The sequence below is a fragment of the Micromonospora sp. BS32 genome (genome assembly GCF_059089345.1).
Map to the genome: position 1 here is coordinate 104,310 of NZ_JBSSHR010000008.1, position 13,107 is coordinate 117,416.

Sequence of the window (13,107 nt, forward strand, 5' to 3'; positions counted from 1 at the left end):
CGGAAGCGGGCATGACGAAGCCCCCGAAACCGTGGTTCCGGGGGCTCTCGGCGGGGTTCAGCGGCGGGCTTCGACCGGATTCTCGGTGCCGACGAGGGCCTCACCCCGGGCCTCGCCCTCCGGGCCGACGAAGGCCTCGCTGCGCGCGTCGCCGTCGTCGCTGCCGCCGAAGACCCGGGCGTCGTCGGGCACCTCCGGCTCCTGGCGCCGACGGACCGGTCGACGGGGCTGCACCCACTGCCAGGGCAGGGCTCCGGAGGCGTCACCGATCTCGGTGCGGCTGCGCGGCAGCGCCGTCGGCCGCTGGTCGCGGATCCACCCGACCAGGTGCTCGCGGACCAGGCAGCGCAGATCCCACAGGCTGCCGGCGTCGGCGGCGCTGACCAGCGCCCGGACCTTGACCAGACCGCCGGTCGCGTCGGTGACCTGGAGTACGCAGACCCGGCCGTCCCACAGGTCGGTGCTCTCCACCAGCCGGCGCAGCTCCTCCCGCATCGCCTGCACCGGGACCGCCCAGTCGACGTCGAGCTCGGCGGTGCCCAGCACGGCGGCCTCGGTCCGGGTCCAGTTCTGGAACGGGGTGCTGGTGAAGTAGGAGGTCGGCAGGATCAGCCGCCGGTCGTCCCAGATCTGCACCACCACGTAGCTGAGGGTCAACTCCTCGATCCGACCCCACTCCCCCTCGACGACCACCACGTCGTCGAGGCGTACCGCGTCGCTGAAGGCGAGCTGGAGGCCGGCGATGACGTTGCCGAGCAGGCTCTGCGCGGCCAGCGCGGCCACCACACCGACCACACCGGCGCTGGTCAGCACCCCGGCGCCGATGCCCCGGACGGCGGGGAAGGTCATCAGCGACACCCCGATCGCCAGGATCACGATCACCGCTATGGTCAGCCGGCGCAGCAGCACCACCTGGGTGCGTACCCGGCGGGCGTGCCGGTTGTTCGGCACGTCGACCCGGAACCGGGCCAGCGCGGTGTCCTCCACCACCACCAGCAGCGAGGCGACCAGCCAGGCGACCGCGGCCACCACGCCGAGGACCAGGGTGTGCAGCGCCACCTGCCGCCAGCCGGTGCCGACGGCGTACCCGGTGGTCACGCGGACCGCGAACTGCACCGCGATGATCGTGGCGGCTGCCTGGAACGGGCGGTGGGCGTGGTCGGTGAGCTCCGTCATCAGCAGCGAGCGCCGGCCGAGCCGGCGGACCACACGGTGCACCACCTCGACGAGCAACAGCGCGATCGCCGCCGCGGCAGCCGCGGCGGCGATCGTCTCGAGGTAGTCCTGCACTGGTTTGTCTCCCTCCAGCCGGGGTGTTCGGTCCCCGGGCAAAAGCCCTATGGTGCCCGGGGATCCCGACATCGACCAGCTCAGACCTTGCGGTACCGGGACTGGAGGAAGCAGTAGACGCCGAAGGCGGCGATGCCGAGCGCCATCAGGGCCAGCACGAACGGGCCCCAGGACTGGTCCCGCAGGGTACGCACGGCACCGTCCAGGCCGCGGGACTTCGCCGGGTCGTACTGCACCGCGGCCACGACGATCAGGATGCCGGCGACCGCGAAGACGGCGCCCCGGGCGATGTAGCCGGCCATGCCCAGCCGACGGGTCAGGGTGTGCGTCTTCGGGCTCATCTCGCCGGTCTTCAGGTTGCGCTCGAACTTCTTCTTGTACCCATAGATGATCATGCCGATGCCGACAGCGGCGAGCACCAGCCCGGCCAGCCCGACCAGCCAGCGTCCACCGTCGGAGGCCATCAGCTTCTCGGTGAGGGCCTGCTGCTGGTCGGAGGCGTTCGCGCTGGCGTCCTGGACCACCTTGATCGCCGTCCAGGCCAGCCAGAGGAAGACGATCGTGCGGACGACCGAGGCGATCCGCTCGAAGAGCCGGTCCTTGTCGCGCAGGGCGCGATGCCCGACGGCCGCCTCGAGCGCCTGCCAGATGGCCATGGCGATCAGGCCGACCGCGATGGCCACCAGCAGCGCCTTCCCCATGGGCTGGGCGCCCAGCGTACGCAGCGCACCGTTCTGGTTCCCCTCCTCGCCGGACTTGCCGAAGGCGATCTGGAGGATGAGCCAGGCGAAGAGCAGGTGCACGATCCCGTAGCCGATGAAACCGGCCCGGGCGAGGATTTCCAGCCAGCGGCTGTCCGCGGTGCGGGCGGCGGTGGCTTCGGCGTTCCCGGTGAGTGACATGGCGGCACAATCTCCGATTGCGAAGATTTCCAAACGTGGTATCGGCGCCGCCCCGCCCAGGTCAGCTGCTGGGACTCCGGGCGACGCGGATCTTGACCTGCTGGTCGGTGACGCTGTCCAGGGTGACCGCGAAACCGCCCACCTCGGCGGCCTGCTGGCCCATGGTCAGCGAGAGCTGCTCGCCGGCCACCTCGACGGTGACCTGATCGCCCTGGGCGCCGACAAGCTTCGCCTCGACGCCGAGGATGGTGGCGCTGGCGTCCACGCCCCGGTCGAAGGTCACCGTGCAGGCGTCCAGGCCGCAGTCGGTGTCGGCGTTGTCGGAGCTGCACCCGGCCAGCACGGCCAGGCCGAGCGCCAGGCCGGCCAGCAGGCCGGCGGCCCGGCGGGAGGAGGTCAGGGGGGAGGTAGCGGATCGCGTCGTCACCCGGCCCAGGGTACGAGACCGGCGCCCGTCCGGCACCGGCGGAGTTGATCACGGGCGGACCGCGCCGGGTCAGCCGGGCGCGTTAGGGTCCGGGCATGCCGTACGACGTCGCCCGGACCCGGGCCGCCTACCCCGCCCTGACCGAGGGTTTCGCCCACTTCGACGGTGCCGGCGGCACCCAGACCCCGCGGTCGGTGATCGACGCGGTGGCCGACGCGATGGGCCGCGCGATGGGCAACCGGAGCACCGCCTTCCTGCCCGGCCGGCGGTCGCTGGAGCTGGTCGCCGACGCCCGCGCCGCGGTGGCCGACCTGCTCGGGGCCACCGGTGACGGGGTGGTGCTCGGGCCGAGCGCGACGGCGCTGACGTACACCCTGGCCCGGGCGTTGGGCGACACCTGGCGCCCGGGCGACGAGGTGGTGGTCTCCCGGCTGGACCACGATGCCAACGTGCGGCCGTGGGTGCAGGCGGCCGAGGCGGCCGGCGCGACCGTGCGCTGGGCGGAGTTCGACCCGGCCACCGGGGAGCTGCCCGCCGGCCAGTACGCCGACCTGGTCGGCGAGCGGACCCGGCTGGTCGCGGTGACCGCCGGCAGCAACGCGATCGGCACCGTGCCGGACGTCGCGGCGATCGCCAAGACCGCGCACGCCGCCGGCGCGCTGGTCTGCGTCGACGGGGTGCACTCGGTGCCGCACGGCCCGACCGACCTCGCCTCGTTGGGCGCGGATTTCCTGGTCACCAGCGCCTACAAGTGGTCCGGCCCGCACCTGGCCGCGATGGTGGCCGACCCGGCCCGTTGGGCCAGGCTGCACCCGCAGAAGCTGATGCCCTCCTCCGACGCGGTGCCGGACCGCTTCGAGGCCGGCACGCCGAGCTTCCCGCTGCTGGCCGGGGTGACCGCCGCGGTGGACCACCTGGCCGGGCTGGACCCGACCGCGACCGGCGACCGCCGGGAGCGGGTCCGCGCCGGGCTGGCCGCCGCCCAGGCGTACGAGGAGCAGGTCTTCGACCGGCTGCTCGCCGGGCTGGCCGCCCGGGACGCGGTGACGGTGTACGGCGCCGCCGCGCGCCGCTGCCCGACGGTCTCCTTCCGGCTGGCCGGCTGGACGCCCGCGGGCCTGGCGGCGGCGCTGGGCGAGGCGCGGCTCTGCCTCTCCTCCGGCGACTACTACGCCTACGAGTACTTCCAGGCGATGGGCCTGCGGGAGACCGGGGGCGCGGTCCGGGCCAGCGTGTACCACTACAACACCACCGACGAGGTGGACCGGTTGCTGGCCGAACTGGACCGGCTGTCCCAGCGTGGGGAGAGAATGTCCCGGTGAGCTTCCTGGTCGAGGAGAACCCCGCCAAGCACCGCTTCGAGATCCTGGTCGACGACGCGCTGGCCGGCTTCACCGCCTACATCCCCCGCGGCGAGGTGCGGGTGTTCACCCACACCGAGGTGCGTCCCGAGTTCCAGGACATGGGCGTCGGTGGCGCGCTGGTCAAGGCGACCCTGGACCAGGTCCGGCAGCAGGGTGGCCGGGTGGTGCCGCAGTGTCCCTTCATGCGGGCCTGGATCGAGCGTCACCCGGACTACGCCGACCTGGTGCTCGTGCCCGAATAGCTGCCGTCCACCCCGGGTCCGGCCCCGGTCACGGTGCGACGGGTCGCGGTGTCCGCCTCACTGGACACCGCGACCCGCCGCGGACCGGGACGGGCCGCCGGCCGTCAGCGGACGCCGGCGAGCAGTTCCACGGCGGCCCGGGCGCCGGCCCAGGTGGCGCCGTGGGTGGCCAGGTGCACCCGCCCGGTGATCAGCTCGGGCACGCCCAGCTCGACCACCACGGCGTCCGGCCGGACGGCGAGGGCATCGGCCACCGCGCGGCGCATCCAGTCGTGCCGGTGCAGGTCGCGCACGACCAGCACCAACGGCCGGCCGGCGGCCCCGGCGGTGGGGTCGGCGGGCAGGTCCGCCTCGGCCAGCCGGCGGGTGGTCGTCCCGGGCAGCAGGTCGGCGAGGGGGGCGGCGATCCCCCACGGGGTCTCCGGGCCGATGGCGATGTTGCGCGGCGGGGCGAACTCCACCACGTGCGCGGCGGCGGTGAGCGGGAGGGTGCCGGCGGGGTCGCCGCTGAGTCGCAGCGCCCGGCGGGCGGCGGCCAGCCCGACCGGCGAGCCGTCGGCGCCGGCCGGACCCCGGGCCGGCCGGTCGGCCCGGCCGGCCACCGTCCAGGCGGCGAGCTGACCGACCCGCTTGGCGGCCTCGGCGAGGCGTTCCTCGGGCAGTTCCCCGGAGACCACCGCGGCGACGATGGCGTCGCGCAGGTGCCGGGCGGCCTGCTCGTCGGCGCGTTCCCCGCCGACGCAGATGGCGTCCGCGCCGGCGGCGAGGGCGCGCACGGCACCGCCGGCGAAGCCGTACCGGTCGGCGACCGCGCGCATCTCCACCGCGTCGGTGACCACCACGCCGGAGAAGCCCAGCTCGTCGCGGAGCAGGTCGCCGAGGATGCGCGGGCTCAGCGTGGCCGGCAGCTCCGGGTCGAGGGCGGGGACCAGCAGGTGGCCGGTCATCACCGCCTGCACGCCGGCGGCGACGGCGGCCCGGAACGGGACCAGTTCCCCGGCGTCGAGGCGGGCCCGGCTGGCGGTGATCCGGGGCAGGTCGTGGTGCGAGTCGACCCGGGTGTCGCCGTGGCCGGGGAAGTGCTTGGCGCAGGCGGCGACCCCGGCGGACTGGAGGCCGCGTACCCAGGCGGCGGTGTGCCGGGCGACCAGGTCGGGGTCGGCGCCGAAGGAGCGGACCCCGATGACCGGGTTGGCGGGGTTGTTGTTGACGTCGGCGTCGGGGGCGTAGTTGAGGGTCACGCCGAGCGCGGCGAGGTCGACGCCGAGGTCGCGGGCCACCTCCTCGGTCAGCGCCGGGTCGTCGACGGCGCCGAGGGCGAGGTTGCCGGGGCGGGAGCTGCCCCGGGCGGACTCGATCCGGGTGACGTCGCCGGCCTCCTCGTCGATGGCGACGAGGACGTCGGGGCGTTCGGCGCGCAGGGTCGCGGTGAGCGCGGCGAGCTGGGCGGGGTCGGCCACGTTGCGGGCGAAGAGGACCACCGAACCGAGCCCGTCGCCGAGCCAGCGGCACACCCAGTCGGGTGCGGTGGTGCCGACGAAGCCGGGTTGCAGGACGGCTGCGGCCAGACCCGCCAGGTTGCGCTCGTTCATACGGCCGACGTACCCCCGTGTCGCGCGGGACGGCCCCTCGCCGTCGCGGTGCTGCCATGGTCACACCGCGCCACGAAATAGTCAATAAACCTTACTGTTAGCCTCCTGGCGCTGCCCGGGGCCCCGTGGGACAGTGCGGGGATGGATCTCCTGCCGCTCGCCGACGCCACCTCAGCGGCCGACGTCCCCGGCGTACGCCTGCTCGGCGTGGTGGTCGGCGGCCTGCTCCTGCTCATCGCGATCCGGGCCATGTTCGGCCGCCGGTGAGAGTGATCCCGGCCGGCCGGGGTACCGCTTCCCCACGGCAGGTCCGCCGCGTCCGGCGGCCGACGACGGCGAGGGGGACCCATGAGGATCGGCTACTTCCTGTCCAGTGAGGAGTACGGCCCGGCGGAGCTGCTGGAGCAGGCGCGCGGCGCCGAACGGGCCGGCTTCGAAGCGCTGTGGATCTCGGACCACTACCACCCGTGGGTGGACGCACAGGGGCAGAGCCCCTTCGTCTGGTCCACCATCGGCGCGCTGAGCCAGGTCTGCTCGCTCCCGGTCACCACCGCGGTGACCTGCCCGACCGTCCGCATCCACCCGGCGGTGATCGCCCAGGCCGCGGCGACCAGCGCGGTGCTGCACGACGGTCGCTTCGTGCTCGGGGTGGGCACCGGCGAGGCCCTCAACGAGCACATCCTCGGTGACGCGTGGCCGCAGACCGACGTCCGGCTGGAGATGCTGGAGGAGGCGGTCGAGGTGATGCGTGAGTTGTGGCGCGGCGGCTTCGTCAACCACCACGGCAAGCACTACACGGTGGAGCACGCCCGGGTCTACACGCTGCCCGACACTCCCCCGCCGATCTACGTCTCCGGTTTCGGCCCGAAGGCCATCGACCTGGCCGCCCGGATCGGCGACGGCTACGTCAGCACCATGCCCGACGGCGACATGGTGCGCCGGTTCCGGGCCGGCGGCGGTGGTGACAAGCCGTGCCAGGCCGGCTTCAAGGCGGCGTACGCCGACAGCGAGGACGAGGGGATGCGGCTGGCGTACGAGAAGTGGCCGAACGCCGGGGTGCCGGGCGAGCTGTCCCAGGTGCTGCCCTCCCCGCGCCACTTCGAGCAGGCCGCCGAGCTGGTGCGGCCGGAGATGATGAAGGAGGCGTTCGTCTGCGGCAACAGCGCCGACGCGCACCTGGAGATGATCGACAAGTACGCCAAGGCCGGCTTCGACGAGGTCTACGTGGCCAACACCGGCCCGCACACCCAGGGCCTGTTCGACCTCTACCAGCGCGAGGTGCTTCCCCGGCTGCGCTGACCCGCGCCGAGCGGGGCCGCCACCGCGGGCCGGCCTCAGCCGGCGTCGAGCGCCCGGCGCAGCCGCTCCCGACCGGCGTCACTGCCGATGCCGTCCCGCTCGTGCGGGTGGTCGACGTAGAAGCGCAGCACGTCGGCGAGGTACCACGGGTGCACCCGCAGCCAGGAGAGCGGGAGGCGAGGCCGGCGGCGGGTACCCCACGCCAGCCCGCTGCGCCGGACCGCTTCCGGCCGGCACACGTGGAGCACCAGTTCGGAGCCGGACGACTGCCGGTGCGGTGTGCCGGGTGACAGCGCCGCCCAGGGCACGAACTGCCGGCCGAACGGCTGCCTCACCTCGACCCCGGCGGGAGTCAGGTCCACCCGGGGGCGGCCGTCCCAGACGGCGGCCACGAAGACCACCAGCAGCAGCGCGGCGAGCAGGACCAGGGCCGGCGTGAGCGCCATCAGGACGTACCGGTCGGGTCCCGAGGGAGCCGTCGCCCGGTCCACGAGCGGGTCGACCTGCGGGATGGCGGTGACGGTGAGGATCAGGACCTCGGCCGCCACGAACCAGCTGAAACCCGAGCCCGGCTCCGCCCTGAGCCGGGTGCCGCCCGGTGCCGCGAGCACGGCGGGCCGCCGCCAGGGGCGGCGAACACTGATCAGCATCGCGACCAACGCGGCGAGGGCCAGCGCGAAGGGCACCGAGCCGAGCAGGAGGCCGGGCCAGAAGCCGTGGAGGTCCCGGACAGCGGCCACGGCCCAGACCGCCGCGACCACGAGCGCCACACCGACCCGGAGCCGACCGGCGGCAAGGCCCGACCCGACGGACGACATGGGCACATGGCCCGAGGCGCGGACTGTCATGTCCGCATCGTGGCTCCCGTGGGCAACCCCGGGCCGGGTGGACCGGTCCCGACGACCGCGTGCGGCGGACGCCGGTCCCGGTCGCTCATCCTCGGGTCGGGGCGATGCCGCGCAGCAGGGTGGCGACCAGCTCGTCGACGAGCTGGGGCGCGGGCTCCGGCGCCGGCCCGGACGGGTCGAGCAGGTGGCCGAGGACCAGGTCGTGGCAGACCCCGACGACCAGCGCGGCGACCGCGTCGGGGCTGGCGTCACCGGCGAGCCGGCCGAGCCGCTGCTCGCCGCGGACGTAGCCGGCCAGCTCGGTGCGCACGCCCCGGCCGCCGCCGATGGGGTTGGGCAGCGCGGCGAAGCGGGCCAGCACCCCGGGCTGGGTGAGCACCCCGGCGAACGCGGGCAGGATCGCCGCGTGCAGGGCCAGCGCCCGGCTCAGGTACGACCGCAGGTTCGCCTCGACCGTGCCCTCGCCGGGCTGCGGGGACCTGCCGGCCAGCCCCTCCTCGACGGCCCGCACGTGCGCGTGCAGGGCGTGGCCGAGCAGCTCCTCCTTGTCGGCGAAGTGGTTGTAGAGCACCCCGTCGGCGACCTGCGCCGCCCGGGCGATGTCGCGGACGGTCAACCCCGCCGTCCCCCGCTCGGCGACCAGTCGGCCCGCCACGGCGATCAGGTGCTCGCGCAGGCTCTGCTCCCCGCCGCGCAGGGCGGCCGCTCTCCTCGGTGACATCACCGGTCATCGTAGGACCGGGCCGGACGGTGGGCGGTGACCAGCCAGGCGGTGCCGCGCAGCCGTACCCCGTCGGGCCGGGCGAACGGTCGCATCGCCTCCACCAGGGCGGCCCGCGCCCGGGTGACGGTCGCCGGGTCGAGCTGGTCGAGCCGGTGCCGGACCGGTCCCCAGTCGGCGAGGAACCCGCCGGCGTCGGCGGCGTCGCGCCCCCAGAGCTGCGGCGCCTCGTAGCCCAGAATGTCGACCTCGGCGAAGCCGGCGGCGGCGAGGATCTCGCGGACCACGGCCGGGTCGGCCAGCGAGAGCGGCTCGGCGGCGCCGGCGGTGCCGGCTGGCGGCAGCTCGGCGGCGAGCGCGGCGAGGACCAACCCGAGGTCGCCACGGCGGATGTCGTCCAGGCAGACGAAGGCGAGCCGGCCGCCGGGGCGCAGCGCCCGGCCGATCCCCCGGAACGCGGCCACCGGGTCGGCGAAGAACATCACCCCGAACCGGCTCAGCGCCACGTCGAAGGAGCCGGGCGGGAACGGCTGGACCTGCGCGTCGCCCTGGACGAAGTGGACGTTCGACACTCGCTCGGCGGCGGCCGACGCTCGGGCGCGGTCGAGCATCGGCGCGGAGAGGTCGATGCCGACCGCGTGCCCGGCGCCGGCCTGGCGGGCGGCCAGCCGGGTGAGCTGGCCGTTGCCGCAGCCCACGTCGAGGACCCGGTCACCCGGGGCGACCGCGTCGAGCAGCGGGGCGTTGAAGCCGCTGTTGACCGCGTCGTAGCGGTCCTGGTGGGCGGCCCAGTGCCGGCCCTCGTAGCCGTTCCACGCCGCCGCCTGGTGATCGTTCACGACCGTCGTCATCGGACTCCCCCTCATTGCGAACGGGTGTTCATGAGCGTCTGTTCATAATGGGTCGACCCTCGGGCGGGTGTCAACGGTTTCGACCGTGATCGGCTCGGGTACCTCCGGCCCTCGATGAAGCTGTCCACGCACTCGATGACGTTGCGCCGCGCGGCGCGAAGCCTCTTCGGCTGGACCGCGCTGCGGCCCAACCAACTCGCCGCCATGCGCGCGGTGATGAAGCGACGCGACGCCCTGGTGGTCCTGCCCACCGGCGCCGGCAAGTCGGCGATCTACCAGATCCCGGCCAGCCTGATCCCCGGCCCGACGGTGGTGATCTCCCCGCTGCTCGCCCTGCAGCAGGACCAGATCGCCGCGCTCAACGAACGGCAGCGCCCCGAGCTGCGGGCGGTCCGGATCAGCTCCGACGAGACCGCCGCCCAGCAGGCGCAGGCGGTCGTCGAGATTCGCGAGGGCCGGGCGGAGTTCCTCTTCATCACGCCGGAGGCGCTCAGCAACCCCGACCGGATGGCCGAGGTGAAGTCGCTGAAGCCGGCCCTGGTGGCGATCGACGAGGCGCACTGCATCTCCGCCTGGGGGCACGACTTCCGCCCCGACTACCTGGCGCTGGGCCACCTCATCGAGGGCATCGGCCGGCCACCCGTGGTGGCGCTGACCGCCACCGCCTCGCCGCCGGTCCGCGACGACATCATCGCCCGGCTGCGGTTGCGGGACCCCGAGGTGGTGGTCTCCGGGCTGGACCGCCCGAACCTCTTCGTCGAGGTCGCCTACTGCCCCACCGACGACTACCGCTGGCGGCGGCTGGTCGCGCTGCTGCGCGACGACGAGCGCCCCGGCATCATCTACGTGCCGACCCGCCGCTCGGCCGAGGAACTCGCCCAGCAGCTCACCGACGCCGGCTTCCCGGCGCAGTACTACCACGGCGGGATGCCCACCAACGCCCGGCACGAACTGCACGAGGCGTTCCTCGCCGACCAGGTGCCGATCATGGTGGCCACCTCGGCGTTCGGCATGGGCATCGACAAGCCCAACATCGCCTGGGTGGCGCACATGGCGCTGCCCGACTCCCCGGACAGCTACTTCCAGGAGATCGGCCGCGCCGGCCGGGACGGGGAACCCGCCCGGGTGCTGCTGCTCTGGCGGGCCGAGGACGTCGGGCTGCAACGCTACTTCAGCGGCGGGCTGCCGAACGAGAACGAGCTGCGGGACCTCGCCGCGGTCGTCCGCAAGCAGCCCGCCACCAAGAAGGAGCTGCGCGAGGTCACCGGCCTCGGCGCGCGCAAGCTCGGCCAGTACCTCTCCCTGCTGGAGCAGGTCGGCGCCGCCGAGCCGCGCGCCAAGCAGAAGATCGGCGCCCCGCGCTACGCCCCCAAGCCGGCCGCGGCCGGCGCGGCGGCCCTCGCCGAGGCGGAACGCCAACAGACCGTCACCCGGTCCCGGAGCGACATGATGCGCGCCTTCGCCGAGACCACCGGCTGCCGCCTCCAGGCGCTGCTGGCGTACTTCGGCGAGCAGATGTCGGAGATCTGCGGACACTGCGACAACTGCCACGCCGGCACCAGCGTCGCCGACTCCGGGGCGGTCGGCCCGTTCCCCGTGCACAGCCAGGTACGCCACCCCGAGTGGGGACCGGGCCTGGTGCTCAACTACGAGGACGACCGGATGACGGTGCTCTTCGACGAGGTGGGCTACAAGACGCTCTCCGTCCGCGTGGTGTCCGAACAGGGCCTGCTGACCCTGGACTAGCCTGAGCCGGGCGCCGGCGGGCGCGGCACGTACCACTGACAGTGAAGACCAGGCCGAGAGGGGCTCAGTCGTGATCGAACAGCCGGCGTACACCAGTTTCGGCTTTTCCGACGAGGAGTGGGGGCTGCTGGTCGGCCTGCCGCAGTCGGTGCTCACCGCGGCGAGCGCCGCCGAGTCCGACGGCGCCCGGCGTACCCGGGCCGAGAACGCCGCCGGAATGGAGACCATCTCCACCGGCCGGGAGTCGGCCAACCCGCTGGTCGCCGCGGTGGCCGGGGAGATCGTGTCCCGGGTCGGCGACCCGGAGGCCGGCGAGGAGCTGCCGGTGATCGCCCCCGCCGACCCGCAGGCCATGATCGACGACGTGCTCACCCGGGCCGCCGAGGCGGCGGCGCTGCTGGCCGTACGGGTCGACGAGGGCGAGGCCGGCGCGTACAAGCACTGGCTGGTGGAGATCGCCGAGCAGGTGGTCGGCGCGGCCCCCACCGGCGGCATCCTCGGCCTCGGCGGTGACCAGGTCAGCGACTCGGAGCGGCGCTTCCGGGACCGGCTCTCCCAGGTGCTCAACGACTGAGCGCACGATCCCACGGTCCGCGCGCGCCCGGCCCGGGCCGCGCGGACCGTCCCTTCTCCGCCCCCTCGATCGACCGGTCGCTGGCATTTCCTCCAGAATGGCGGGGACGAGCGGCCCGACGGGGAGGTGGGGACATGCTGCACCGCAAGGTGATCGACACCGAGGCAGTGCCGCCCGGCGAGCGGTTCGGGATGTGGCTGGACCTGGTGGCGCGGACCGCCGCGCCGCTGAAGATGCGCACGGAGCACGCGGGCGACTTCCGGGCCAAGGCGGAGATCATCGGCCTCGGCCCGATCCAGCTGGTCCGCTACCGCTACCCCTCACTCGATGCCGTGCGGACCGCCAAGCTGGCCCGGCAGACCGAGGTGGACTACTTCCTACTCGCGCTGACCACCACCGGCACCGGCGCCTCCGGACAGGCCGGGCAGCAGAGCGTGATCCGATCCGGCGAGTTCACCTTCTACGACGGGTCGCGCCCGCACCAGGTCAGCCACCTCGGCGCGGACCGCGGGCGGGAGGACGCGGGCAGCATCGTGGCGCTGATCCCGTACGGGGCGCTGCCGCTGCCACCGGACCGGCTCGCTCCCCTGCTGGCCGGCCGGATATCCGGCACCGAGGGGGTGGGCGCCCTGCTCGCCCAGTACCTCACCCAGCTCACCGCCCATCCGGAGCAGTACCACGCGGCCGACGCCGACCGGCTCGGCACCGTGGGCCTGGACCTGATCTCCACGATGCTCGGCCGGCACCTGGTGGCCGAGGACGCGGTGCCCCGCGAGGTCCGCAGGCAGGCCCTGCTCGCCCAGGTGCGCGGCTACGTCCAACAGCACCTCGGCGACGCCACGCTGACCCCGCAGACGGTCGCCGACGCGCACCACGTCTCCGTCCGCACCCTGCACCGGCTCTTCGAGCTGGAGGAGACGACCATGGCGGCGTACGTGCGCGACCTGCGGCTGCAACGGTGCCGGCGGGACCTGGCCGACCCGGCGCAGGCGCACCGGCCGGTCCAGGCGGTGGCCGCCCGGTGGGGTTTCCGGGACAAGGCCCACTTCAGCCGGGCGTTCCGCGTCGCGTACGGGGTGACGCCGCAGGCGTACCGGGAGTCGCGGCGGGAACAGGCACGGATCGTCAACAGCGCGGCGTCCATGGTCAACCCGGGGCCGACATACTGAGCGCGGGCTGGTGGTCGACGACCGCTGACAGCCCAGTGGTAACGGGGGGCCGCGGCGTGGCGTCCGTGACCGTCCAGGTCAC

The 13,107-nt window shown here is 74.1% G+C and carries 14 protein-coding genes; 7 read left to right on the top strand and 7 right to left on the bottom strand.

The window, feature by feature from the left end; genetic code table 11:
* Positions 1-57: 57 nt before the first annotated feature.
* The 3 genes from AC5RWQ_RS14770 to AC5RWQ_RS14780 all read right to left on the bottom strand — a co-directional run bounded on the left by AC5RWQ_RS14770 (position 58) and on the right by AC5RWQ_RS14780 (position 2,619).
* Positions 58-1,290: a mechanosensitive ion channel family protein gene (locus tag AC5RWQ_RS14770; RefSeq protein ID WP_494283289.1), complete on the bottom strand. Its 1,233-nt coding sequence runs from the start codon at positions 1,288-1,290 to the stop codon at positions 58-60.
* Between the two features lie 80 nt (positions 1,291-1,370).
* Positions 1,371-2,192 (bottom strand): DUF1206 domain-containing protein, encoded by an 822-nt coding sequence (locus AC5RWQ_RS14775; RefSeq protein WP_494283290.1) that lies wholly within the window; start codon positions 2,190-2,192, stop codon positions 1,371-1,373.
* 61 nt (positions 2,193-2,253) lie between these two features.
* Positions 2,254-2,619 (bottom strand): hypothetical protein, encoded by a 366-nt coding sequence (locus AC5RWQ_RS14780; RefSeq protein ID WP_494283291.1) that lies wholly within the window; start codon positions 2,617-2,619, stop codon positions 2,254-2,256.
* Between the two features lie 95 nt (positions 2,620-2,714).
* Here AC5RWQ_RS14780 and AC5RWQ_RS14785 point away from each other — a divergent pair, with 95 nt between their 5' ends.
* Positions 2,715-3,941, top strand: a complete 1,227-nt coding sequence (locus AC5RWQ_RS14785; RefSeq protein WP_494283292.1) for a cysteine desulfurase-like protein — start codon at positions 2,715-2,717, stop codon at positions 3,939-3,941.
* Positions 3,938-4,225: a GNAT family N-acetyltransferase gene (locus AC5RWQ_RS14790; protein ID WP_494283293.1), complete on the top strand. Its 288-nt coding sequence runs from the start codon at positions 3,938-3,940 to the stop codon at positions 4,223-4,225. The genes AC5RWQ_RS14785 and AC5RWQ_RS14790 overlap by 4 nt, the downstream gene beginning before the upstream one ends.
* A 104-nt stretch (positions 4,226-4,329) precedes the next feature.
* Here the strand turns inward: AC5RWQ_RS14790 and AC5RWQ_RS14795 are convergent, their stop codons facing one another.
* Positions 4,330-5,817, bottom strand: coding sequence for a glycoside hydrolase family 3 protein (locus AC5RWQ_RS14795; RefSeq protein ID WP_494283294.1), 1,488 nt, complete (start codon positions 5,815-5,817; stop codon positions 4,330-4,332).
* Between the two features lie 141 nt (positions 5,818-5,958).
* Here AC5RWQ_RS14795 and AC5RWQ_RS14800 point away from each other — a divergent pair, with 141 nt between their 5' ends.
* Together AC5RWQ_RS14800 and AC5RWQ_RS14805 are read left to right on the top strand one after the other, a co-directional pair.
* Entirely contained in the window at positions 5,959-6,084 is a 126-nt protein-coding gene (locus tag AC5RWQ_RS14800; RefSeq protein WP_334484496.1) for a hypothetical protein, read from the top strand.
* 81 nt (positions 6,085-6,165) lie between these two features.
* A complete protein-coding gene (locus AC5RWQ_RS14805) occupies positions 6,166-7,116 on the top strand; it encodes a TIGR03557 family F420-dependent LLM class oxidoreductase (protein WP_494283295.1) in 951 nt (316 codons plus the stop codon).
* Positions 7,117-7,151: 35 nt separating this feature from the next.
* Here AC5RWQ_RS14805 and AC5RWQ_RS14810 read toward each other — a convergent pair whose 3' ends face one another.
* From AC5RWQ_RS14810 to AC5RWQ_RS14820, 3 genes are all read right to left on the bottom strand, one after another.
* Positions 7,152-7,934, bottom strand: a complete 783-nt coding sequence (locus AC5RWQ_RS14810) for a PH domain-containing protein (RefSeq protein WP_494283296.1) — start codon at positions 7,932-7,934, stop codon at positions 7,152-7,154.
* A 115-nt stretch (positions 7,935-8,049) separates the two neighbouring features.
* Positions 8,050-8,685, bottom strand: a complete 636-nt coding sequence (locus AC5RWQ_RS14815) for a TetR/AcrR family transcriptional regulator (protein ID WP_494283297.1) — start codon at positions 8,683-8,685, stop codon at positions 8,050-8,052.
* Positions 8,685-9,536 (bottom strand): class I SAM-dependent methyltransferase, encoded by an 852-nt coding sequence (locus tag AC5RWQ_RS14820; RefSeq protein ID WP_494283298.1) that lies wholly within the window; start codon positions 9,534-9,536, stop codon positions 8,685-8,687. The genes AC5RWQ_RS14815 and AC5RWQ_RS14820 overlap by 1 nt, the downstream gene beginning before the upstream one ends.
* 114 nt (positions 9,537-9,650) lie before the next feature.
* On the opposite strand from AC5RWQ_RS14820, the gene AC5RWQ_RS14825 reads away from it, so the two are divergent.
* The 3 genes from AC5RWQ_RS14825 (at position 9,651) to AC5RWQ_RS14835 (ending at position 13,025) form a co-directional block, all read left to right on the top strand.
* Positions 9,651-11,282, top strand: a complete 1,632-nt coding sequence (locus AC5RWQ_RS14825; protein ID WP_494283299.1) for a RecQ family ATP-dependent DNA helicase — start codon at positions 9,651-9,653, stop codon at positions 11,280-11,282.
* Between the two features lie 70 nt (positions 11,283-11,352).
* Complete coding sequence (locus AC5RWQ_RS14830) at positions 11,353-11,856, top strand: hypothetical protein (RefSeq protein WP_494283300.1); 504 nt, start codon at positions 11,353-11,355, stop codon at positions 11,854-11,856.
* A 134-nt stretch (positions 11,857-11,990) separates the two neighbouring features.
* The gene (locus tag AC5RWQ_RS14835) at positions 11,991-13,025 is read left to right on the top strand and encodes a helix-turn-helix domain-containing protein (protein WP_494283301.1); all 1,035 of its coding nucleotides are present in this window, start codon (positions 11,991-11,993) and stop codon (positions 13,023-13,025) included.
* The last annotated feature ends 82 nt before the right edge of the window (positions 13,026-13,107 follow it).